Origin of the sequence: Loktanella sp. Alg231-35, from assembly GCF_900143545.1 — a bacterium.
In the GTDB taxonomy this organism is placed as follows: domain Bacteria; phylum Pseudomonadota; class Alphaproteobacteria; order Rhodobacterales; family Rhodobacteraceae; genus Yoonia.
Genome location: NZ_FREV01000001.1, coordinates 42549 through 66178, shown reverse-complemented (window position 1 = coordinate 66178; position 23630 = coordinate 42549). Strand labels below are relative to the sequence as shown.

23 protein-coding genes and 1 tRNA gene are annotated in these 23630 nt (G+C 56.2%); 8 read left to right on the top strand and 16 right to left on the bottom strand.

Annotated elements, in window-relative coordinates; all coding sequences use genetic code 11:
* Window positions 1-4: 4 nt before the first annotated feature.
* The 3 genes from DHN10_RS00335 to petA are packed head-to-tail and all read right to left on the bottom strand — an operon-like array spanning window position 5 to window position 2798.
* Window positions 5-862, bottom strand: a complete 858-nt coding sequence (locus DHN10_RS00335; protein ID WP_108813275.1) for a cytochrome c1 — start codon at window positions 860-862, stop codon at window positions 5-7.
* Between the two features lie 16 nt (window positions 863-878).
* The gene (locus DHN10_RS00330) at window positions 879-2228 is read right to left on the bottom strand and encodes a cytochrome b (RefSeq protein WP_108813274.1); all 1350 of its coding nucleotides are present in this window, start codon (window positions 2226-2228) and stop codon (window positions 879-881) included.
* Window positions 2229-2240: 12 nt separating this feature from the next.
* On the bottom strand, window positions 2241-2798 hold the full coding sequence (petA, locus tag DHN10_RS00325) for a ubiquinol-cytochrome c reductase iron-sulfur subunit (RefSeq protein ID WP_108813273.1): 558 nt from the start codon (window positions 2796-2798) through the stop codon (window positions 2241-2243).
* A 434-nt stretch (window positions 2799-3232) separates the two neighbouring features.
* Between petA and DHN10_RS00320 the strand changes: the two genes are divergently transcribed.
* Entirely contained in the window at window positions 3233-3877 is a 645-nt protein-coding gene (locus tag DHN10_RS00320; protein ID WP_108813272.1) for an outer membrane protein, read from the top strand.
* 5 nt (window positions 3878-3882) lie between these two features.
* On the opposite strand, the gene DHN10_RS00315 is transcribed toward DHN10_RS00320, so the two are convergent.
* The 4 genes from DHN10_RS00315 to dapF are packed head-to-tail and all read right to left on the bottom strand — an operon-like array spanning window position 3883 to window position 7212.
* Window positions 3883-4485: a glutathione S-transferase gene (locus DHN10_RS00315; protein WP_108813271.1), complete on the bottom strand. Its 603-nt coding sequence runs from the start codon at window positions 4483-4485 to the stop codon at window positions 3883-3885.
* Window positions 4486-4508: 23 nt separating this feature from the next.
* Window positions 4509-5141 carry a glutathione S-transferase gene (locus tag DHN10_RS00310; protein WP_108813270.1) on the bottom strand — a complete coding sequence of 211 codons (633 nt, stop codon included), beginning with the start codon at window positions 5139-5141 and terminating at the stop codon, window positions 4509-4511.
* On the bottom strand, window positions 5138-6397 hold the full coding sequence (gene mtaB / locus DHN10_RS00305; protein WP_108813269.1) for a tRNA (N(6)-L-threonylcarbamoyladenosine(37)-C(2))-methylthiotransferase MtaB: 1260 nt from the start codon (window positions 6395-6397) through the stop codon (window positions 5138-5140). Before mtaB ends, DHN10_RS00310 begins: the two co-directional genes overlap by 4 nt.
* Window positions 6397-7212, bottom strand: a complete 816-nt coding sequence (dapF, locus tag DHN10_RS00300) for a diaminopimelate epimerase (RefSeq protein WP_108813865.1) — start codon at window positions 7210-7212, stop codon at window positions 6397-6399. The genes mtaB and dapF overlap by 1 nt, the downstream gene beginning before the upstream one ends.
* A 96-nt stretch (window positions 7213-7308) precedes the next feature.
* On the opposite strand from dapF, the gene DHN10_RS00295 reads away from it, so the two are divergent.
* Window positions 7309-7384 (top strand) — tRNA-Lys (locus tag DHN10_RS00295).
* Between the two features lie 431 nt (window positions 7385-7815).
* Here the strand turns inward: DHN10_RS00295 and DHN10_RS00290 are convergent.
* From DHN10_RS00290 to iolD, 9 genes are all read right to left on the bottom strand, one after another.
* Window positions 7816-8223 (bottom strand): hypothetical protein, encoded by a 408-nt coding sequence (locus DHN10_RS00290; protein WP_108813268.1) that lies wholly within the window; start codon window positions 8221-8223, stop codon window positions 7816-7818.
* Between the two features lie 29 nt (window positions 8224-8252).
* Window positions 8253-9104 (bottom strand): SDR family oxidoreductase, encoded by an 852-nt coding sequence (locus DHN10_RS00285; RefSeq protein ID WP_108813267.1) that lies wholly within the window; start codon window positions 9102-9104, stop codon window positions 8253-8255.
* Between the two features lie 12 nt (window positions 9105-9116).
* Complete coding sequence (locus DHN10_RS00280; protein ID WP_108813266.1) at window positions 9117-9695, bottom strand: TetR/AcrR family transcriptional regulator; 579 nt, start codon at window positions 9693-9695, stop codon at window positions 9117-9119.
* A gap of 596 nt (window positions 9696-10291) precedes the next feature.
* A complete protein-coding gene (locus DHN10_RS00275; protein WP_108813265.1) occupies window positions 10292-11062 on the bottom strand; it encodes an ATP-binding cassette domain-containing protein in 771 nt (256 codons plus the stop codon).
* Between the two features lies 1 nt (window position 11063).
* Window positions 11064-12176 (bottom strand): ABC transporter permease, encoded by a 1113-nt coding sequence (locus DHN10_RS00270; RefSeq protein ID WP_108813264.1) that lies wholly within the window; start codon window positions 12174-12176, stop codon window positions 11064-11066.
* Between the two features lie 86 nt (window positions 12177-12262).
* Entirely contained in the window at window positions 12263-13177 is a 915-nt protein-coding gene (locus tag DHN10_RS00265) for a sugar ABC transporter substrate-binding protein (protein ID WP_108813263.1), read from the bottom strand.
* A 127-nt stretch (window positions 13178-13304) separates the two neighbouring features.
* Entirely contained in the window at window positions 13305-14120 is an 816-nt protein-coding gene (locus DHN10_RS00260; protein ID WP_108813262.1) for an SDR family oxidoreductase, read from the bottom strand.
* Window positions 14117-15013, bottom strand: coding sequence for a myo-inosose-2 dehydratase (iolE, locus tag DHN10_RS00255; RefSeq protein ID WP_234416936.1), 897 nt, complete (start codon window positions 15011-15013; stop codon window positions 14117-14119). The genes DHN10_RS00260 and iolE overlap by 4 nt, the downstream gene beginning before the upstream one ends.
* Window positions 15014-15016: 3 nt before the next feature.
* Window positions 15017-16876 carry a 3D-(3,5/4)-trihydroxycyclohexane-1,2-dione acylhydrolase (decyclizing) gene (gene iolD, locus DHN10_RS00250; RefSeq protein WP_108813261.1) on the bottom strand — a complete coding sequence of 620 codons (1860 nt, stop codon included), beginning with the start codon at window positions 16874-16876 and terminating at the stop codon, window positions 15017-15019.
* Window positions 16877-17099: 223 nt separating this feature from the next.
* Here iolD and DHN10_RS00245 point away from each other — a divergent pair, with 223 nt between their 5' ends.
* Genes DHN10_RS00245 through DHN10_RS00220 form a run of 6 tightly spaced genes read left to right on the top strand, consistent with a single transcriptional unit; the run spans window position 17100 to window position 23440 of the window.
* Complete coding sequence (locus DHN10_RS00245) at window positions 17100-18530, top strand: NAD-dependent succinate-semialdehyde dehydrogenase (protein WP_108813260.1); 1431 nt, start codon at window positions 17100-17102, stop codon at window positions 18528-18530.
* 10 nt (window positions 18531-18540) lie between these two features.
* Window positions 18541-19350 carry an HpcH/HpaI aldolase family protein gene (locus DHN10_RS00240; protein WP_108813863.1) on the top strand — a complete coding sequence of 270 codons (810 nt, stop codon included), beginning with the start codon at window positions 18541-18543 and terminating at the stop codon, window positions 19348-19350.
* Window positions 19350-20318, top strand: a complete 969-nt coding sequence (locus DHN10_RS00235; RefSeq protein ID WP_108813259.1) for a hydroxyacid dehydrogenase — start codon at window positions 19350-19352, stop codon at window positions 20316-20318. Before DHN10_RS00240 ends, DHN10_RS00235 begins: the two co-directional genes overlap by 1 nt.
* Window positions 20315-21433, top strand: coding sequence for a Gfo/Idh/MocA family protein (locus tag DHN10_RS00230; RefSeq protein ID WP_108813258.1), 1119 nt, complete (start codon window positions 20315-20317; stop codon window positions 21431-21433). The genes DHN10_RS00235 and DHN10_RS00230 overlap by 4 nt, the downstream gene beginning before the upstream one ends.
* A gap of 32 nt (window positions 21434-21465) precedes the next feature.
* The gene (locus DHN10_RS00225) at window positions 21466-22344 is read left to right on the top strand and encodes a MurR/RpiR family transcriptional regulator (protein WP_108813257.1); all 879 of its coding nucleotides are present in this window, start codon (window positions 21466-21468) and stop codon (window positions 22342-22344) included.
* A 43-nt stretch (window positions 22345-22387) separates the two neighbouring features.
* Window positions 22388-23440: a LacI family DNA-binding transcriptional regulator gene (locus DHN10_RS00220; RefSeq protein ID WP_108813256.1), complete on the top strand. Its 1053-nt coding sequence runs from the start codon at window positions 22388-22390 to the stop codon at window positions 23438-23440.
* Window positions 23441-23630 lie beyond the last annotated feature (190 nt).

The following is a 23630-nucleotide window of genomic DNA, read 5'->3' as shown; positions in this document are numbered from 1 at the left end:
GATCTTATTCTTTGTTCTTATGTGGCGCCCAGATACGCTTGTTGGTCAGGTACAGCAGGACCGACAGGACTATCAGGAACAATACACCCGTCAGACCGGCCTGCTTGCGCGCAACCAGCTTTGGTTCGGCTGTCCACATCAGGAATGCTGCCACGTCTTGGGCGACCGCTTCAATCTCGGTTGAGGAGCCGTCTTCGTAGACAACGTCATCACCCCAAAGCGGCTGCGACATGGAAATCCAGCTGCCTGGTACCATGTGGTGACCGTGATCGTCGATGCAGCTTTCTGGAAAACCACCAGCGCCGAAGGCTACGTTGTAGAAGCCGTCCATTGGCTCGCCTTCCAGCGCGCATTCGGGCTCTTCGTGGTAGCCGGCGAGCAACGACGCGATGTATTCCGCACCACCCATGCCATTGACGAACTGACTGATGCCAGTGCCGTAAGGCCCATGGAAGCCAGCGCGAGCTTTTGCCATCAGGCTAAGGTCGGGTGCGTTGGACAGGCTGGAACCAGGGAAGTGATCCGCCTGTGTTGCAGGACGGAAATCCCCTTCGCCGTCAAACAGCGATTGATCGAAAACCTCATAGAACTCTGCATATGCGCGCACCTGATCTTCGGGCAGGTGTGGGCCGCCTTCGTCATGCAGGTTGCGGAACGCCACCAGTTCAAGACCGTGACAGGCCGCACAGATCTCGGTGTAGACTTGCAGACCGCGCTGAAGCTGCATCTGATCATAGCTGCCAAACGGCCCCTCAAACGGGAACGCATAGTCTGTGATCTCTGTCTCGACTTCAGCGGCCATGGCCTGCCCTGCGATGAGGGCAAGCGCTGTTGCGGCGGTGAGTGTGATTTTACGGAACATCAGTCTTGGTCCTCTCTCACTCGGCCGGGTTGGCGGCTGGCTTAGCGCCATCGCTTTTCGGCGCGTAGTGCGCGTTGAAGTCTTCTTCGATCGTTGCGGGTGGAGTGGTTGGTTTCTCGATCACGCCCAGCAGTGGCAGGATGACGAGGAAGTAAGCAAACCAGTAGGTCGCACCGATCAAGGCAATGTAGGGATAGATCCCTTCTGCCGGGCGGGCACCAACCCACATCAGCAGTATGAAGTTCACGGCGAAGAGCCAGAACCACCACTTGAACATCGGACGGTAGCGGCCAGAGCGGACCGAGGATGTATCCAGCCAAGGTGCCAGTGCCATCACAACGATCGCGCCGAACATTGCCACAACACCAAAGAATTTGGCGTCGACGATGCCGAAGGTCAGCCAGTTGACTGCAATCACCAGCCAAACCTCTTGGTCAAAGGCACGCAGGATCGCGTAGAACGGCAGGAAGTACCATTCCGGCACAATGTGCGACGGTGTGACCAGCGGGTTCGCAGGAATGTAGTTATCGGGGTGGCCCAGATAGTTCGGCATGAAGCCCACAACAGCCACAAAGACGGCCAGAATGATTGCCAGCGCAAACAGATCCTTGATCACGAAATACGGCCAGAACGGCAGCGTATCCTTGGCTGCTTCTTCTTTCGACCCACGACGCACTTCAACTCCTGTTGGGTTGTTGTTGCCTGTCGTGTGGAAGGCCCAGACGTGAACAATTGTCAGACCCAGAAGGATGAATGGCAGCAGATAGTGCAACGAGAAGAAGCGGTTCAGTGCAGGCTGTGCGATAGAACCGTTAGGCGTACCCAACAGCCAGATCTGCACAGATTCACCGATGAACGGGATCGCGCCAAACAGGCCGGTGATCACGGCTGTACCGTGAAACGACATCTGACCCCAAGGCAATACGTAACCCATAAAGGCTGTGCCCATCATCAGAACATACATCAGCATCCCGACGATCCATGTCACCTCACGCGGTGATTTATACGAACCGTAGTAGAGCGAGCGGAAGATGTGCGCATAAACTGCCACAAAGAACAGCGATGCACCGTTCATGTGGAAATAGCGGATCATATGGCCGCCATTCACGTTGCGCATGATGTGCTCAACCGATTGGAACGCCATATCGACGTGCGGAACATAGTGCATCACCAGCACGATACCGGTGACAATCTGCAGCACGAGTGTGAAAACCAGAACGATACCCCAAATCCACATCCAGTTCAGGTTCTTGGGTGTGGGGATCATCAGTGTGTCATAGAGCAAACCAACAATGGGTAGGCGGCTATGGAGCCACTTTTCGCCGCCGGTCTTTGGTTCGTAATGGTCGTGGGGAATTCCGCCCATGGCTTTCTCTCCTTAACCCAGTTGGATTGTTGTTTCGTCCGCGAAGGACGCGACAGGGACGGGCAGGTTGCGTGGCGCTGGGCCTTTGCGGATCCGACCGGATGTATCGTAGTGCGAACCGTGGCACGGGCAGAACCAGCCATGGAAGTCGCCTGCGTCGCCCAATGGCACGCAGCCAAGGTGTGTGCAGACACCCATCTGAACCAGCCATGTGCCATCTTCTGATAATGCACGGTTTTCGTCGGTTGCAGGTACCTCACCCAGATTGGCGTTGTTGGCATCCCGATCAGGCAACTCGGCAACGTCAACTGCACGGGCTTCTGCGATTTCTTCTTCGGTGCGGGACCGAATAAAGACGGGCTTGCCCTGCCAAAGCACAGTGATTTGTGTGCCCGGCTCAACCGCGCTGATATCAACGCGGATCGAGGCAAGCGCCAAAACATCCGCCGACGGGTTCATCTGGTTAACCAGCGGCCAAACCGCGGCGCCTGTCATTACAACGCCCGCACCAGCGGTCGCGTAGTACAGAAAGTCGCGGCGTGTACCCTGATGATCATCTGCATGTGACACGAGTTACATCTCCGATTCCGTTACAAGCCCTAGGGCCATCTTCAAAGAGTTAGGCCAAAACGCATTTTTGGCCAAATTTCCCGCTGTTTATCCACCAAAACCATTAACGTCCAGCGGACAATCTGGCGCAGTTTAACACCCGAGGTCAGTTTATTGTTCTCAAACCACACTCAACAGCTGCCGCGGGGAAAAATCTGCCGCGCACATTTGGCGACCGATTCGCCGCCAAGCGTTAGTGAGATGATCGCGCTGATGTTCAAATTTCCGCCGATAAGTGCCTATGGTAGGCGGAAAAATTCCAGTTCCACGCGTAAGCTGTGACAGCGCCGCTACAATCACGGTGTCTCGCTTCATCCTCGCTTAATGTTGTGTTGTCAGACTACCACCGGTTGCTCTAATTGCTTTGATACCACTCCAACTGGACGACAACTCTGATGAATCGCGCGCTTGCATTGTGCTTGGCACTTTTGGCTGTTCCGGCAACTGCACCTGCAGAGGTGCAGCTGAGCTTCTATGGCGGCATCCAGTCTGCCCCATCATCGGACATTTCGATTCGTGATCCTGATATCGGCGATGATGACTTTTCCCTTGATTGGGAAGGCCGGTCGTTCGAGGCGCCACCCTATTACGGTATCCGTGCCACACGGTGGCAAACCCCGACGTTCGGATACGGATTGGATTTCGCCCACAATAAAGTCTACCCGACGGACGACTCGCTGCCGGCGGGCTATGATGTTTTGGAAATGACCGACGGCTTGAACACCCTGACCGTCAATGCCTACCGGCGCTGGGCTCCTGTTGTTGGCAACCTCAGCCCCTATGTTGGTGGCGGTGTTGGCTTATCCTTGCCGCATGTTGAGTTGACCAACGGCGCATCAGAGACGTTCGGCTACCAGATCACCGGCCCTGCGGCGACATGGATTGCCGGTGCGTCCATGCCGATCAATGACCAATGGTCGATCTTTGGTGAATACAAAGGCACCTTTTCGTCAAACACGGCTGATCTGGAATCCGGCGGTACGCTGGAAGCAGATGTTGTCACCAATGCCCTGAATGTGGGTGTCAGCTTTAATTTCTAAGCCGGTTATTCAGGTCTTGTCGTGACCATGCTGTCGCGCGCAGAAAATTCTGCGTGCCATGCGGCTAATGCCTCATTCCCGTTCCGCCAGCCACGTTCGCTATGCCGCAGATCAATGTAGGACAGTGCGCAGGCTACCCCAATCTGACCAATGTTCAACGGCCCCGACAGATGGCTTATCCAGCGGCTGTTCACGGCAGCAATACCGCGTGCGGCCTTGGCCCATTGCGCTTCGATCCAGTCGGGTGATTGCTGATCTGCTGGGCGCAACCGTGCCTCATAGGACATCGCGACGGTTGCATCCATAATAGCGTCAGCTGTCGCTTCGAGTGTCAGAATTTCCCAGATGCGGCTTTGCGGATAAAGGTTGCTGCCCGCATGGTCATCCAGAAAGCGTGTGATGACCCGGCTGTCATAGATGCCGGGGCCGTCTGAGCGGATCAGCGCAGGGATTTTGCCCATAGGATTTGCCGCCAAAACCTCTGAAGCAGAGTTCAAGGGTGTTGTCGTGACATTCACCTCTTCGACGGCGTCCATCAGGTTCGTCTCGCGCAAAAGGACGCGCACCTTGCGCACGAAAGGAGAGGCCGGAGAAATCAAAAGTTGCATGCGGACGTGTCCTTTTCCTGGGATCAGGGAAACAAGACCTGATCCTGACCTGCTTGCCAAGGTGGATACTTCACCATAATCGCGCGAAACCGATCCGAGGCCAGAAAATTATCCAGCCATTGTGTCAGAGGTGCAAGCCCCTGCGCATCAAACCAGACCCGGTCCGTATTTGCGAACTGGCGGACAAACGGCAGGATCGCCATATCCGCAAGTGTGCGCCTTGATCCCATCAAATAAGGGGTGTCGCGCAAACGGTCATTAAGCGTTTTGAGAAAGACCATCGCCTTCGCCCGCTCGCAGGCCTCATCCCGGTCAGGAAAGCGTACTGCATATTTCGTGTGATCCAACGCCTGCTTGAACGGGCCATCACAGGTATCGATCAGGGCAAACCCTTCTTGCGGCATATCCAGCCAGCCTTCGGGGTCGTTCCGACCCAAGGCCCATAACATCACATCGCGACTTTCCTCGATCACCGCGTCGCCGTCCTGCACAACAGGCACAGTGCCTTTGGGTGAGGCGGCAAGAAACGGTGCCGGTTTGTCCCTGAGCAGGATTTCCTGCAAAGCCACCTGCCGTCCGCTGGATTGGATCGCCAGACGGGCGCGCATCGCATAGGGGCAGCGACGGAAGCTCCAGAGAACCGGATGTGTTGTCATGCTGTCAATTGCTGGCCCGCAACCCCGGTGATCTGTGCCTGCACGATCTGACTTTCGGGTTGGTCGGTTTCAAACAGCACCTCGGCAAATTGCTCTGTCCTGCCCATGCGCGCGTTTTCCATCAAGATGCTATGGGTCTTGCCCGGTTGCGCGGTGAGATGGCGGTTCACCTGCGCGGACCCGGCAGCGCGCAACCGTGCCGCACGTTCCTTGATCTGCGTGCCATTCACGGCAGGCATCTTGGCCGCAGGTGTGCCGGGGCGGGGTGAATATGGAAAGACATGCAGCCAAGTCAGGTCACATTCGTCCACCAGCGCGAGGGAGTTGGCGAACATGTCTTCCGTTTCCGTAGGGAAACCGGCGATGATATCCGCGCCATAGGTCATATCCGGGCGCAGCTTGCGCGCCTCTTGGCAAAAGGCGATGGCATCGTCGCGTAAATGGCGGCGCTTCATCCGTTTTAGGATCATATTGTCGCCATGCTGCAATGACAGGTGCAAATGCGGCATCAGTCGAGGCTCAGTCGCGATGGCTTGCATAAGGTTTTCATCCACCTCGATGCTGTCAATCGAACTGATGCGCAGGCGCGGCAGATCAGGCACCAGTTTCAGGATGCGCATGACCAGATCACCCAGTTTTGGCGCACCGGGCAGATCGGCACCCCAACTGGTCAGGTCCACGCCTGTCAGGACAACTTCGTTATAGCCCTTGTCGACCAGCCGCTTGATCTGATCAACGACAACCCCAGCTGGAACCGAGCGAGAGTTGCCGCGCCCATAAGGGATAATGCAGAAAGTGCATCGATGATCGCAGCCGTTCTGAACCTGCACATAGGCGCGGCTGCGGGTGCCGAACCCGTCGATCAAATGCCCGGCGGTTTCGGTAACTGACATGATGTCATCAACCTGCACCGGCTCTGTCCGCCCGATCAGATCAGGGGCAAGGCCGGCCCACGTTGTGGGGTTCATCTTTTCGGTATTGCCGAGGACAACATCAACCTCATCCATCCCCGCAAATGTGTCCGGTTCCGTCTGCGCGGCACAGCCTGTCACAATCAATTTGGCATCCGGGTGATCACGGCGCAGCTTGCGGATGTCTTGCCGGGCCTTGCGCACTGCCTCTGACGTGACAGCACAGGTGTTCACCACAATGGCGTTGCCCACGCCTGCAGCCTGAGCGAGGTCCTTCATCGCTTCAGTCTCATAGGCGTTTAGCCTGCAACCGTGGTTGGAAAAGATGGGCGCTTGGTCAGACATTACAGACGCCAGACACCATCAAAGACATGGGCGGTCGGGCCGGTCATCCAGACCCCATCATCACGCCAGCTAATCTGCAGGCGACCGCCATCCAGATCAATCGTCACATCGCGCCCGGTTAGGCCGCGCCGGGCGGCGGCAACAGCCGTCGCACAAGAGGAAGAGCCAGAGGCAAGGGTGATCCCCACGCCGCGCTCCCACACGCGCATGCGCATGTGGTCAGGACCGATGAGGCTGGCAAACTGCACATTTGTGCGCTGCGGGTAAAGCGGGTGATGTTCTAGGGCCGCGCCCATTGCGGCCAGATCAACCGCCTCGGCGTCATCAACAAAGAAGGTGCAATGCGGATTACCCATGCCGGTGGCTGTCGGTGCACCTTCGATTGGCAACTCCAACGTATTCATTTCGTGGGCCAGCGGGATTTCATCCCAAGCCAGCTGCGGCTGCCCCATATTGACCGAGGTCCGCCCATCGCCGGCATCCCGCGCCTGCAAAGCGCCGCGATCCGTGGTGATGGTCAGTGCAGTCTTGCCTGTCTCTTCCATCAGGTGGCGGGCAATGCATCGGGTGGCATTGCCACAGGCCGCGGATTGCGACCCATCGCTGTTCCAGAAGGTCAGGTGGACGTCGGCATCAGGTGTCTCTGACAGCACCGCCAATTGATCAAACCCAACACCTCGATTGCGATCGGCAATGGCCACGGCAACAGCAGCATCCACGCGCGGCGTGATTCCCCGTTCGTCCACGACAACAAAGTCGTTTCCAAGCCCGTGCATCTTCATAAAGGGCAAATATGCTGAGTCGTTTGCGGTCATGGCGGCGATATAATCAAAGCGCAGGCACTTATCCAGCGGTGCGAAGCATTTGGGGGTTGACCGCACGCGCGGGCCTTTCTAAGTAGCGCCTCTAGTGGGCCGTTAGCTCAGTTGGTAGAGCAACTGACTTTTAATCAGTAGGTCGATGGTTCGAACCCATCACGGCTCACCATTTTTCCTTATAAATCAATGTCTTGTGTGGATTGCTGCTTTCGGTAACAAGCTTTGCCCGTCGTGGGGGACATATGGGGGACAAGGGCACCATTCTCGTTTTAGTTTGGATGATCTTCGGTGATTCACTTTGGAGTGTATGCGTCCGGTGAACCCCACTGAAATCTGCTGCGGCGCGGCGGGCAAAGCGGACCTTCGGGCCCGATGCAGCGAAATCGAGAACCAGATGACTGGGTTGCGGGACATTGTTAGCTTTCGCTGCGGCTGCGCCAATGGCAGCTTTAGGAAGCTTCAGGTTGTCAAAATGTCACTCGGTTGCCATCGCTCGTAACGGGTTTGGGCAAAAAACAGTTTGAAAAAAACGTGATTTAGGTTGTTAAATTCCACCAATCCTGAAATCTCGCAGGAGACAGGCTTAAAGAGATGCCCGTATCAATCGATCCTGATCAATCGGTGTCGCGCAAGCACAATCAAAAAACCAAGGGCAAGCACGAGATGTACAATGAGCGGCGCTGCACCTTGCGTCATGTACCCGGTATTCTGCTGCGCGGTCAGTAGGACTCCAACCACTCCGATCCCGTGGAAAAGCGCCAGCAAAACAGCAACAGAGCGGCCCATTGATGAGCCGACACCCGGCCCGAACAAAACAATCGCGCCCAACAGCCCAAGCGACATCAATGCCGTGCCCAAAAACCGCGCCGCACCGGCGATGTTTGCGGGTTGGTTCTCGAGCGCCTCAACGGATTGTGACGAAAAGCCGCCAGAAAGAAACGCATTCGCGCCGAAAGTGAGCTCGGCAAGAGCATGGAGGGAAAACACAACAAGCGCAAAGATTTTCATGATGATAGACCTTCGAATTGGTATCCGTATCAGCTGAGGAAGCGTTCGACGATAAGATCGCGCTGTTTCAGGCCGTCGGGGTCAAGGCCGGTTTTGAAACGGGTGATGTTTTCGGACCACTCTGATGTTCGCACGCGCAGGGGCGGCGAGTTTGCTTCAACAACCTGCATGACAACCTGCGCCACGGTGTCTGGTGTTTGGTAGGTGTCGCCCTGTCTGCTCTGAGAGCCACCCACATATTTCTGCAGCAATGGGAGGTAGTCGTCTTCCAACATGCCGCCTGTCTCGGCGATTTCTCTCAAGACGGTGTTGGCAAATTCTGTCGCAATGCCGCCGGGCTCGATGAGCGAGAAGTTCACGCCGAAGCCGAGTGTAACATAGCTGGCCAGCGCCTCAGTAAATCCTTCGACAGCAAACTTGGCGCCGCAGTAGATTTCATTGAAAGGTTGCCCGACAAGTCCGCCCACGGACGAGATGTTCACCACATGCCCGGATTTTGCCGCTCGCATCGCTGGCAGAACCGCTTTCGTGGTGCGCATCACCCCCATGAAGTTGATGTCCATGATACGCAGAATGTCTGCCTCATTCGTCTGTTCGATATTGCGCGCGAACCCAAGGCCCGCGTTGTTGATCAATGCATCGATGCGCCCCTGTTCTGCGAGGATTTGCGCAACCGCCGAGGAGACAGAAGCCGCGTCCTGAACGTCCAGTTGCAAGACATTCAGGGATACATCAGCGGCCTTTGCGGCCTCGTCAAGCGTCGCCCGCTTTTCCAGATTGCGCATTGTCGCATAGACAACATGCCCTGCCTGGGCCGCCTGAACAGCGATGGAAATGCCGAGACCTGTCGAGGTCCCCGTGATGAGAATGACCTTAGGCATGTGTGCCCTTTCTTATGCAGAGTTGGAAATTGAGAGCCAGACCCTGTCAAAGATCTGCTCGATGGTCTCGGTCGGGATATTCTCGCCAGACAAGACCGCGCGGCGCGCCAACCTCTCGGCCGGAGCGATCAGCATGAGCGTTAAAAGGCGGCGATCCAGCGGGGCTAATGTGCCATCGTCGATGCCACGCTGCAGCACATCTCCGATGTCTTCGGTGTAGCCGTCGACGACACGCTGTTGATCTGGATTCAAAAGCTTCGCAGTGCTGCAGTATTCAAGGAAGAGAAAGTCTCGAGGTCTCTCGCTGACAAAAGCGAACATATTGAACCACATCTCGCGGATCAACTCGGTCGTGTTTGTGGTTTCCAGTCCATCCGTAATACGAGCGTGCAGCTCAGCTTTGAGGTCCATGTAAACACGGGCGAGCATGTCATCTTTGTTTTGGTAGTGAACATAGACCGTCCCGGCAGACACTTTGGCGCGGGCCACAACAGCAGACACGCCCACCGTACCAATCCCGTTCTCAACCGCTTCTGCGACGACCGCATCGCGCAGTTTCTTTCCGGTTTGCTCTTTGGTGCTTCTGGGCATGGTGATTCTCGCTCTCTGTCAGCGCTTTATATAATAATGAAATTTCATTATCAATGTATTTGTGGAGACATTATGGCTAGTTTGATTGCAATCTGCGGAAAAGACCCCAAGCTGCCATTCGTGCATCGCGCAGCATCGGTTTCTCTGGGCTCTGACCCGCCATCGGGCACCATTGAGCTCGCCCAAGCGGCATCAAGGTCCGCTGAGAGCCCAAACTGTGAATTTGATCTTCGTGCTGCGAGCGCACGCAGCACGAAGAATGCTGCAAAAGCGAGAGCTTTGGTCTTGCCGAGCAGCGAGAAAACCAGTCCTTCACACAAGAGGTAGCATGTTTCGTAGGCTGTAATTTGGAGTTTATGCGGTCGTGTTTCACAGTTGCGCGGACTGTTTGGATTCAGCAGGTTTTGGACCAGTTCAGCCGGCCCGTGAAGGTGAGTATTTTAGTAGAAAGAATCTTGCCTTCAATCAAAGCATGGGCACAATTATTACTCGCTTTCTGGTTCATCGTTTTTGGGTCGACCGGTGTTGGACGAACCGGAAAGCGAGTGTTGTGCGGTTCCGTTGAGCCGCGTCTGGTAAGCTACGATCCGGGAGGATTAGATCGCAGCCAACTCCTGCTCCAGATCGCCCATTTCAGCGCCACCGGACATTAGGCGGCGCATCTCTTCGTCCCCGATTTCGGCATTTGTGCCTGCACCAATCGTTTGGCCAAGCGCTAGGAACGTAAAGCGATCCCCCACAAGCCGAGAGTGGATTTCGTTGTGGGTGATAAAGATGATCGCGATGTCACCGCGTGCGCGGACCTTCTTGATTGTCTTTAAGACACCCATTTGCTGCTTTTGACCCAAGGCTGAAGTCGGCTCATCAAGGATCAGAACCTTAGCCCCAAAGTAGATGGCACGTGCGATCGCCAGGGTTTGGCGTTGACCACCAGACATCGTTCCTACGGCCTGTGTCGGATCCGAGAAATCGATTCCGATCTTGAGCATTTCGTCATGGGCGATCATGTTCATTTCGTCCATGCGCAGAGTCCCCAGTGGGCCCTTAAGCTCGCGCCCCATAAAGAAGTTGCGGGTCACGCTGAGGAGCTGGTTGATGGCCAAATCCTGATACACTGTGCCAATCCCGGCATCAGAGGCATCACGTGGCGAACGGAACTCGACCGGTTTACCTTCGATGTAGATCTTGCCATCGGTCGGTTCATGAACGCCGGCCAGGGTTTTGATCAGGGTGGATTTGCCAGCGCCGTTATCGCCAAGCAGGCAGTGGACTTCGCCAGGGAAAACCTCGAGATCTACCCCACCAAGTGCAGTGAACGGACCGAACCGTTTGACCAGTCCTTCGACGCGCAGATACGGATCAGCCATATCAGATACCTCCTGTAATACGTTTCCGGATACGTTCGTTCGCAAACACAGCCGCCAAAAGAATTCCGCCAAGGAAGACACGGAACCATGCGCCATCGATTGCCGGGATAAAGAACACCGCGTTTGCCACGAGGCCAACTGTGATCGCGCCAAAGACAACGCCGATTACCGACCCAAAACCGCCGGTCATTAACGTCCCGCCGACAACCGCAATGGCAATCGCGAAAAGCTCCATCAGATTGCCTTTTGCGGCGTCCGATGTGTTGGTGTCAAACACCTGGCAGGCTGCAAACATGGTCGCGCAGAAAGCTGTAAACATGAAAAGGCCAATCTTAACGCGATTGACGGGAACACCGTTTGCGCGGGCGGCTTCTTTGTTGTCGCCGGTGGCGTAAATCCAGTTGCCGATCTGTGTGCGACTCAAGACAAAATACGCGATGCCAGCGATGACAAGCCACCAAAGGAAGCGTGCGTCAAAGCCTTCGACCCATTGTTCGCCACGGCGATTGAGATTGCCACCAAGCATGAACCACAGATCATAGAACCAACCAAAGACGTCACCGCCCAGAAGGTTGGCGAACCAGCTTTCTTCTTTGTAGTCGGGCAAGCCCGAGATCTGAGTGGACTTGTTGATCAGGCGAAAGCTCACCTCGGTCACGCCGCGCAGCAAGAACAGAAATGCGAGAGTCACGATGAAGCTGGAAAGGCCAGAGCGCACAACGACCGTGCCGATCAGCCAGCCTAGTGCCAGTGTCATCGCCAGTGTGACTGCAAAAGCGGTAACAGGTGTCGCCTCGCCCATGCCAAACGGGAGACCCCATTTAAGCATCATCGACATCGCCATGCCTGCAAAGCCGATCATGGATCCAATCGAGAGGTCAAATTCACCTGCGATCATCAGCACGGCCGCACCGGTTGCGATGATACCATACTGCGCAATGATCGCGACATTGTTCTTCAAGCCCAGAGCATTGAAGGACTTGCCTTCAGATGCGATTGCAAGTGCAACGATGATCACCAGCATCACAACAAAGGACCCGATCTCGGGGCGCCGAATTATTTTTTCAATTGCAGTTTCTTGCTTTAGCCTTCCGGCTTCATTCGTATTGGCCATTTTGTGTCCTCTTCAATATGCCTTTGCGAAAAACGAAAAGAACAGGCGGGAGCATCCCGCCTGTTCTGATATCGTTTCGTCCGATGTCAGCGGTCAATACCAGCCAGCGCAGCGACGCCAGCTGCGTTAGAAGCATCCACAAAGCCTGGGCCGGATGGGATATTTGCACCGGGCAACAGACCGGCGTGGTTGTTGTAGAGATGCAGAACGATCACGGGCATGTAGCCCTGCAGACGCTGCTGTTGGTCGATGGTAAAGGCAGCACGTCCGTCCTGAATCATATTCATCACACCTGGGCTAAGGTCAAAACACGCAAGATGAACATCTGCACCAACTGATTCGATAGCGTTGGTTGCTGCTTCGCAAACATGCGGTCCAACAGCCAGAATGCCGTCGATCGTCTCGTCAGCCTGCAGTGCAGCAGCAGTACGGGTTTCGATTTGGGCCGGGTCATTCGACACGTCGATCATGTTCAGTTCGCCGCCGAGGCCTTCGAAATAGCCAGAACAACGATCAACAAGTGCCGTGTTGAATGCCTCCTGGTTCAAGCAAAGACCGTTGGTCACACCTTCGGCAGCAGCGCGCTCTCCGGCGCTCTTGCCAGCAAGGCTCTCGGGTTGACCAACGTGCATCAATGCACCCAGACGAGCAGAATGTTCGAGGCCAGAGTTGATGGTCACAACTGGAATGCCATCAGCAACCGCAGCCTGGATCGCAGGCCCAAGTGCATCAGCGTCAGGCAACGAAACGATAATGCCATCAGGCTGTGTAGCGGCAGCTGCTTCTATCAGCTTTGCAATTGCAGCCATGTCGCCGGACACGTCAAAGTTATACTCAAGCGTTGCCCCCACGTCTTCAGCGGCGTCACGGCCACCTTTTTCAACGACAGGCCAGAACGGATCTGTGCCTTGCGTGTGTGTGATCATGACATAGCGCTCTTCGGCAAATGCCGCACCCGCTACGATAGAGGCAGTCATGGCCGCCATAAGTACTTTCTTCATGGTTTCCTCCCATAGGATGGTGTCCGGCGCACCTTTGAAATCCGGAAGCCATTTGATAGGCTCATTTCCTCTTCATTGAGGAATTCGGTGAACAACAGGCCAAGCCTGTTGCCCTGGTCTTTCGCGATCACGGCACCAACTTCTCTGCCGGCGCAGGGGCCTGCGCGTCGCAGCCGCCCCAAACGGATTGATCAAAATGTATAACCGATCCGGTCAACATCCCGCTGTCATCGGACGCCATCCACAACACGGCCTTGGCGACTTCTTTGGGGTCCAACAATCGGCCAAACGGCAACAAGGCCGCCTGTTTGTCGATAAAGTCGGGATCGCCGGATTCGGCCTCTTGAATCTTGCGTTCGTGATCGGAATTCATCCAACCAATATCGAGTTGATTGACGTGGATGCGATTGCGCATCAGCGCAAAGCCCGCATGACGCGTTAGCGTCGAAAGCGCGCCCTTGGAGGTGGCGTAGGGTGCCAGAAACGGCTGCCCTACCTGACCAGAGACTGAACCTATATTTACGATCCGGCCTTCGATCTCCTCACGCTCCATGATCTTCACCGCATCCTGGATCAGAAAGAACGGCGCGCGCGTGTTGACGGCGATCATCTCATCGAACAGGTCCGGCGTTGTGTTCAGAAGGTTGCCCCGATCTGTAAAGCCAGCGGCGTTGACCAGAATATCAACGCGCCCAAACAATTTGTCGTTTTGCGCCATGATGTTGCGAACATCATCCATGTCCGCCAGATTGGCAGCGACCATGTGCACGGGAACACCTGTGACGTTTGTGATCTCTTCCGCCTTGGCCCGCCCTTTTTCTGCACCGCGACCGACGATCACGATGCCAGCGGCACCGGCCTCGGCAAAAAGCCTTGCCACAGCGGCCCCCAGCCCTTGGGTACCGCCTGTGACCACAGCGATTTTGCCGTCAATACGGTTCATCCGGCCACCTCATAGCCCGCGGCATCCATCACGCGCTTCAGCTCGGCACGTCCCTTGATCGCCATGTCCAGTGGTGGATTTGCGATGGGATCTTGCTCCGCCTCGATGACAAACCAACCCTCATACCCTTGGGCGGCCAGTGCTTTCACGATCTCTTCGAAATCCAGCGATCCATCGCCGGGCACGGTGAAGGCCCCTTTGATCACCGCATCAAGGAAACTCTCCACTTTGCGATCCAACGCTTCCATGACGGGCAATCGCACGTCCTTGGTGTGAACATGGCTGATCCGCGCGTGGTGGTTTTCGATAACACGCTGATTGTCGCCACCGGCAAAAGCCATGTGACCGGCATCAAACAACAGCGGCACAGAGGAATGTTTCATGAAAAGATCAAGCTCGGCCTCGGTTTCTACCGCGGCCGCCATATGGTGGTGATAGCTGATCGGCATGCCTTCTGCCGCGCACCAATCGGCAAAATCCGACACCTTGCGCCCATATTCTGCCATCTCGGCCTCGGTCAGCATCGGCTTCTGCGCCAAAGGGGTGTTGCGCTCGCCTTGAACTGAACGCGCAGTTTCGCCATAAACGATGCAAGGCGCATCGGCGGCCACAAAGAACGCGTGCTGCTCGGCAATTCGATCTTTCTCGACCTCGATATCGCCGTCAAGCAGCAGACCCGAAAACCAGCCACCACAGACGGAGATGCCGTGGCGGTCAAGGATCGGCCCAAGTTCATGCATATTCATCGGAAAGCGGCGGCCCGTTTCCATACCAGTCAGTCCAGCCTCTGCCGCTTGCCGCAAACATTCATCAAGGCTGACGTCGTCGGAAAGTTCGGCCAGATCGTCATTCCACCATGCAATTGGTGCGATCCCCAGTTGTGCTTTCAGCATCGATCAGACCCCACGACGTTGTTTGGCGCGGAAGGCTTCCTGCCCTTTTCGGGCTTCACGGATGCTTTCACGTTCGTTGATTTCAGGGACGCCCACGTACCAGTCGGCCCCACCGGGAGTCCAAGTGTAGGCATCGGAATTGATGCTGATGACAGTTGTGCGATCCGTGGTCTGGGCCCACTCCATCGCCGCTTCAAGATCGGCGAGGCTGTCGCAGTGCCGCGAAAGGGCACCCATAGATTCCGCATGTTTGGCAAAATCTACGTGCAGCGGGTTGTTTTTGTTCAGAACCCGCGAGTCTTTGAGCAAGTTATTGAAACCCGGCACGCCCATACCCGTTTGCAAACGGTTGATGACACCAAAGCCACCGTTGTCGCAGACAACAACGATCATCTTGTGCCCCGATAGGACCGAAGAATAAATGTCTGAATTCATGAGCATGTAGGAACCGTCACCGACCATGACGATCGGCACGCCATCGCCATCCTTGGCCATCGCGTGGCCCCAAGCTCCGGCAATTTCATACCCCATGCAGGAAAACCCGAACTCGCAGTCAAAAGTATTGGCCGCTTTCACGCGCCAATTCTTGACCGTTTCGCCCGGTAGGCCGCCAGCAGCGGTGACCATCGTGTCCTTTTCCGTCGCGACCCTGTTCACCACAGCAATGACCTGTGCATAGCTCGGAAGAGGCGCATCTGTGGGCGCTTGGCCTGCATCCAGCATGATATTCCAATCCGCATAAAGCGCCTGCGCCTGTGTCATGCGCGCGGGATCACAGACCCAATCACCCATAGCAGCATCAAAATCTGACAGGCACTCCAATGCGTCTCCAACCACTGGCAGGGATCGATGTTTGCGCGCGTCGAAACGTGCGGCGTTGATGTTGATGAACTGCGTGTCGCGATTGAATGTCGTCCACGATCCAGTGGTGAAATCCTGTAGCCGCGTGCCAACTGCAATTACGACATCAGCACCTTCGGCCAGTTCTTTGGCCGCATCCGTGCCTTCGATGCCAAGTGGTCCAACATAGGCGGGGTGATCGGGCATCACCGCGCCTTTTCCTGCGATGGTCTCAGCCATGGGGATGCCTCGCGCCCTAGCGAAATCGGCCAACGCCTCCGCAGCGCCGGAATAGCGCACACCACCGCCAGAGATGATCAGCGGCTTGGTTGCGGTTTTCAGAAGCGCGGCTGCTGCTGCAACCTGATCACGATCAGGGCGGGAGCGCGGAATGGCCCAGAGCGTTTCCTCGAAAAACTCTACTGGGTAATCATAGGCGATTTCCTGAACATCCTGCGGCAAGCCAATGAACGCCGGACCGCAATCAGCAGGGTCGAGCATCGTCGCAATTGCCTGCGGCAAGGACGAAATAATTTGTGCAGGATGGGTGACCCGATCCCAGAACCGCGACACAGCGCGGAAGCTGTCATTCACAGTTGTTGACGGTTCGCCGTAGTGTTCAACTTGCTGTAAAACCGGGTCTGGTAGACGGTTGATATAAGTATCCCCCGACAAGAGCAGCACTGGCAAACGATTGGCATGCGCGACACCCGCAGCAGTCACCATATTGGTAGCGCCCGGTCCGACAGAGGTGGTGGCGACCATGATTTGCCGCCGCAGCTTTGCCTTGGCATAGCCGATCGCGGCAAGCGCCATGGATTGTTCGTTCTGGCCGCGCCACGTTGGAAGAACGTCCTGAACCTGTTCCAGCGCCTCAGAGAGGCAAGTCACGTTTCCATGGCCGAAAATGCCATAAACACCGGCAAAAAGCGGTACGCGATGTCCGTCGATTTCAGTGTGCTGGTTGATCAGGTAACGCACCAGCGCCTGTCCTACTGTCAACTTGATCGTATCTCCGGCCATGCCGTTTCCCCTCCGAGATTCTCACAGTGTTGTGCAATAACTATTGACTAATGATATTTTTCGCAACAAATATTGCAAGAGCTTTTTTGGGAGGGGTTATGCCTGGCATTTCTAGACTCGTCCCTGGCCACATCGGCACGGGAAGGTCTGCCGTTTCAGGCCCAATGGACGCCATCATTTTGGCTGTGTCAGGCCCTTCATCAACATCAACGAGGTAGCAAAAATGTATCAGAAATTCGGCCTTTTCATCGCGGGGCAATGGGAATCCGGCGCAGCAACTGCGACCGTAATCAGCCCTGTAACAGAAAAATCACTTGGTGATGTCACATCCGCCACTGCCGCTGATACCCAGCGCGCAATTGACGCTGCAGACAGCGCGTTGCCGCCCCTGCGTGACATGGGTGGCTTTGCCCGTGCTGACGCATTGCACCGGATCGCAGATGAAATGACCGCGCGCGCGGATGAAGCGGCGCGCATGATCTCAACCGAGACCGGCAAACCGCTGGCGCAGTCAGGTCGCGAATGGGTGCTCTCGGTTGATCAGTTCCGTTGGTACGCTGAGGAAGCACGCCGGATCTACGGTCGCGTGGTCGAAAGCCGCGTGCCCGGTGGCCGCTTTGAAATCACGAAAGAAGCTGTTGGGATTGTTGGCGCATTTACCGCGTGGAACTTTCCGGCGTCCCTTCCTGCACGCAAGATTGCTCCCGCTCTTGCGGCGGGCTGCCCGGTTGTTCTGCGCCCTTCCTCGCAGACACCGGGCGTTGCCATGGTGATGGTCGATTGCATCCGCGCGGGTGGCCTGCCTGACGGTGCGGTAAACCTTGTGGTTGGGTCGACAGCCGACACCTATGGCCCGATTATGGCCGATCCACGCGTGCGCAAAGTGTCGCTGACTGGTTCCACCCGTGTTGGCCAGCAGATGATCCGTGATGCATCTGATACCGTGAAGAAAGTGTCGATGGAACTGGGCGGCAACGCGCCCTGCATCATATTTGACGACGCCGATCTGGGGGCTGCACTAGATGTCTGTGTCCCGTCGAAGTTCGGCAACGCGGGCCAGGTCTGCGTAACCCCTGACCGCTTTTTTGTGCATGACAGCATGCATGATGAATTTGTCGCTGAATTTGCCAAACGTGCTGCTGCCCTGACCTTGGGCGACGGGCTGGACGACGCGACCGAAATGGGACCTTTGATCAACGCAGGCCGGATGACCGAGGTCGATGCAATCGTGCAAGATGCCATTGCGGCAGGTGCCAAACTGGAAACGGGTGGCAAGCGCGCTTCGGGTTTCAATGCGGGCCATTTCTATGAGCCGACGGTGCTGAGCAATGTCACCGACGACATGCGCGCCTTTGCTGAAGAAAATTTCGGTCCTATTGCCGCGATCAGCCGATTCTCGGACGACGATGAGGCGCTGACACGTGCGAATGCCTCCACCATGGGCCTGTCGGCGTATGCATTCACCCAAAGCCCCGAGCGGGCACGTCGGGCTGTGGCCACGTTGAAATCAGGTATGGTCGGGATCAACTCCTTTGCGTTGGCCGCGTCCGAAGCCCCTTTTGGCGGCACCAACTATTCCGGCCTTGGCCGCGAAGGCGGCACCGAGGGGATCGAGGATTATCTCGACACCAAGCTGTCCCAGATCGTCTTTTGAGGGGCATATGATGCAAAAGAATAAGCTTAAACAGCTGTGGGCCACAGGAAAACCCGCATTGAATGGCTGGTGTTCCATCGGCAATCCCTTCACCGCCGAGATCATGGCCGCACAGGGCTATGACAGCGTGACAATCGACATTCAGCATGGCGCGCTTGATTACGGCGACGTCCTGCCGATGTTACAGGCGATGAAGGCGTCGGGTGCGACGCTGATGGCGCGGGTGCCGTGGCGCGATCCGGGCTATATCATGAAGGCGCTGGATGCGGGGGCGATGGGAATCATCTGCCCGATGGTCAACACCCGCGCCGAGGCCGAAGAATTCGTGTCCTACATGCGCTATCCACCCCATGGGCAACGCAGCTTTGGCCCGACACGCGCCGCTGTTGCGATGCCCGGCTACGGCGTGGCAGCGAATGACGAGGTGCTGGCGCTCGCGATGATCGAAACCGCCGACGGTGTGGCCAATCTGGAAGAGATCGCCGCGACGCCAGGGCTCGATGGCATTTATGTCGGACCCGCCGACCTGACGTTGGGGACGCAGGAAGGGCGGCTTCCCCCCGGCTTTGATCGGCAGGAACCCGAGATGATCGCGCTGATCAAACGCATCGCGGATGTCTGCAAGGCCAATGGCATCAAGGCATGCCTGCATTGCGGCACACCCGAATACGCGGCGCAGGCCATTGGCTGGGGCTATGACCTGACCACAGTCGGCGGCGATTCCCGCCTGCTCGCGGGGGCCGCAGGTGCCTCTGTCGCGGCATGGCGCAAATTGAACGGACGCGACGGTGATGCAGGCGACGATGGGGGGATGTATTGATGACGCATCTTCTTGTCGCGGGGAAACTGCACCCCACGGGCGTTGCACGGCTGGATGCGCTGAAATCCGACGGTATCAAAATCACCTATCTCGAAGAAATTAATGAGCCGAGCGTTGCCAAACACATCGCCACGGCGGATGCGCTGGTGATCCGAACCCAACCGCTGTCTGCGGCCACGATCGCCCTTGCCGAGCGCCTGAAAGTCGTGTCGCGTCATGGGGTCGGCTATGATGCAGTTGATGTGGCGGCATTGAACGCGCGTGGCATACCGCTGGCGATTGTCAGCGATGTGAACTCGGTCTCGGTCGCGGAACAGGCGATGATGCAACTGTTGGCGGGTGCGAAACAGGCGATCCGCGCCGACCGCGCCGTGCGCGATCCATCGAAATGGGGATGGCGCAACCAATTGGAACAGCGCGAAATTTCCGGCCGGAACCTGTTGATCATCGGCTATGGCCGTGCGGGGCAAAAACTGGCGCGGATGGCCGCAGGCTTTGACATGACGGTTCGTGCCTACGACCCTTATCTGCAATCACAGGGTTGGCCTGACGGCCCCGTAGACCCGGTTGAAACGCTGTCAGAGGGGCTGGCTTGGGCGGATTGCCTGTCGCTGCATGTGCCACGGGGGGAAAAACCGGTTCTTGGTGCGACCGAGTTCGACCAGATGAAGCCCGGCATGGTCATCGCCAATACCGCGCGTGGCGGGGTGCTGTGTGAAACCGCGCTTGCGGCGGCACTGTCCGATGGCCGTGTCCACGCCGCCGGGCTGGACGTGTTCGATATTGAACCGCCTACAGATGACATGGCGCTGGCCAACCACGACAACGCGATCCTGTCACCGCATATCGCAGGCCTGACGAAAGAAGCCAGCGAGCGCATGGCCCTCTCCTGTGTCGATAACGCAATGGACGCCCTAAACGGCACCCTTGATCCCGCCCTGATCGTTAACAAAGATGCATTGAAATGACTGAAAAACCAAAACTCTCCATTGGGCTGATCGGCTCGGGCTTTATGGGCAAGGCCCATGTCTTTGGCTTTGCCACGGCACAAAAGGTATTTGACCTGCCGATGCAGATTGATATGCACACGGTGGCCGATATCAATGACGAAACCGCTGCCCGCGCCGCCCATGAGTTCGGCTTTCGCAACGCGACGTCCGACTGGCGCACGATGCTCGCCAACCCCGAAATCGACGTGATCGACATCACCGCGCCCAATGCCTTGCACAAGGAAATGGCGCTTGAGGCGATTGCCGCAGGCAAACATGTCTATTGCGAAAAACCATTGGCCCCGCTCGCTAATGACGCCGCTGAGATGGCCGACGCAGCTGAGGCCGCGGGGATCAAGACGCAAGTCGGATTTAACTATATTTGCAACCCGATGCTCACCCTCGCGCGCGAGATGATTGCAGGCGGGGAGCTTGGCGACATCCGTGGCTATCGCGGGTTACATGCCGAAGATTACATGGCAAATGCCGATGATCCATACACCTTCCGCCATGATCCGGCCGGCGGCGGCGCGCTGGCCGATCTGGGCAGTCATGCGCTGGCGACCGCTGAATTCCTGTTGGGCCCGATAACACGCGTCATGGGCGATTGCGTCACAGCAATTGCCGAACGCCCTGATGGCAAGGGCGGTCGTCGCGCCATTGAGGCCGACGACATCGGACGCGCATTCTTGCGTTTTCAAAACGGCGCCAGTGGATCAATCGAAGGCAACTGGATCGCCACAGGGCGCAAGATGCAGCACGATTTTGAGGTCTATGGATCAAAAGGCGCGCTGTGCTTCAGTCAGGAACGGTTCAACGAACTGCACTTTTATGCGACCGACGATGCGCCCGGCCGCAGAGGGTTCCGCCGGATCGAAGCCGCGCCAGACCACGCACCATATGGCAATTTCTGTGTGGCTCCGGGCCACCAGATCGGATTTAACGATCTGAAAGCCATCGAAGTCGCTGGATATGTCCGCGCGATTGCCGGACAAGGGCCAGAGCCGTTCTCATTCCGAAAGGGGCTGCGGATTCAACACCTTGTTGAGAGCATTCAAAGGTCTTCGGTCTCTTCAAGCTGGATCGACGTTTAATCGCCGAAACATGACAACCGGGACTATCCAAAATGAACCAAGCGTCGCCACCTGAGGATTACGAAAGCCTGATCCGTCTGATCCATGATCGTCATGACAGCATGAGCAAGACATATCAGCAGATTGCGGTATATCTCACGCAAAACCCCAATGACGTGGCGGTCCGTTCGGTCAATGCAATCGCCCAAAGTTGTGACATCCATGCGTCCAGCTTTGTCAGGTTCGCGCAGTCTCTTGGGTACGATGGCTTCAAAAGTCTGCAAGCAATGTTTCAACAACGGCTCGCGACAGCGGCCCCAGGGTTTGAGGCACGGGTCCATTCGCTTAAGCAAGAACTGAAGTCACGTGCTGATCTGTCAGAGGCGGAACTGTTGCGGGATATGGTCATCAGCGATGCCGCCTCTGTGCAAAGCCTGCTTGATGAGATCGACTCCAACGATCTGGCCGAAGCCGCCGAGATTTTGAGCGAAGCAGAAACGGTGTTTCTTCTCGGTCAATTGCGATCTGCGCCAGTGGTCGAATTGATCCGCTATCTCCTTACGATGGTAGGGAAAAAATGTATAATGCTTGATCCTAGCGGCGGACTTGCCACCCATGTGTCGCGTACGATGGGCACCAAAGATGTGCTGCTGGCGGTCTCGTTTCGGTTCTATGCAAACGAAGTTGTTTCGATTGTCGAAGAGGTCGCAGCGCAGGGGCGGACAATCATCGCGTTAACGGATAGCTCACTGTCCCCATTGGCCAAATCCGCGCAAGTCCTTTTCGCAGCGCACGAGCATGCCGGGCCTTTGTCACGGTCCGTGACCGCACCAATTTGCCTGGCGCAGACCATCGCTCTGGCTGTTGCGTCCCGTATCCAGAACAACCCAAACGTCCCCGAGATTCCTTCAGTAACGAGTCCAAGACAGTGAGACACTCCATCACGAACCCAGTCGTTCCTAGCCAGCCAATCAATTGACGCACCGTTTCCCAATTAGAGAGATTGCCCTTCAAGCTGGGTTAGGATTGGCCACGGTCGATCGGGTCCTAAACAATCGTAATCATGTGAGCCCTCAGACAAAATTACGAGTGAGGGCAGCGATTGATGAGCTTGCTGCACGAGAAGCAAAAACCACCGCTCGTGGCAGACGCCTGTTCTTTGATTTCATCGTGATGGGACCGGATTACTTCAACCACGAGATCAAGACAGCAGCAGAATCAGTCCAACACCAAATCGACGCGGCAGTGTGTCGGCCCCGCTTTTTACAACATGACATTTTGGACGAGGAGGGAATTGTCCACGCCCTGATGCGCATATTGAAGCGGGGCAGCAATGGTGTGTGCCTAACTGCAAGGGACACTCCGAAGATCAGAAAAACTGTGAACACGCTTTCTGCCGCCAAAATTCCCGTGGTGACACTTTTGACGGATATTTCTGGCAGTGATCGGATTTCCTACGTGGGTCTAGACAACATCGGCGCGGGTCGTACTGCCGCTTACCTAGTCTCCAAGTTCGTTGGGGACGATTCAGGGACTGTGTTGGTTATCCGGAATCTTGAGCGGGTTCTGGGTGAAGAGGAACGCGAGACGGCATTTGTTGAGGCATTGGCAGATCGATGCCCCCAACTTCGAATACTCCAAGTTCCCAACATTTGCGGATCGAGCTCTGAAACATCCAAAACCCTATCGAATGTTCTGGCAACAGTCCCCAATCTGTGCGCCCTGTATTCGTTAGGTGTTGGCAATCGATCGATCCTCGACATACTAGAACACAACCGGCTTAGGCCAGGGTTATTTATGGCTCATGATCTCAATCAAGAAAATCATAATTTGCTTTTTGATCAGAGGCTGGACTTCATTCTGCACCACGATTTGCGGTCAGATGTGAGAAACGTATTTGACGCCTTTCTTGCATATCATCAGCTCTCAACCGGACCAGTAAGTGCCTTAGTTTCGTCTGTTCAGGTGCTGACCCAAGAAAATACTCCCACGCAGATATCCTTGCGCCACGTCCGAAAGACTATTTGAAACAAAACTAGTTGGTGCGAGGACGCCTACCGCATGTTCTTTTCTGGTCCTGTCACAACTTTGCGGCATTCGACATGGGTTCCTTGTCCTGTAACGAGGTTCACAACCGCCTCGTCGACATGAGCTGCAACGCTGCGACTGGCATGCCCCAGATGTTTGGTAATCTTGGTGAGCAATAGCTTTTAGTGCA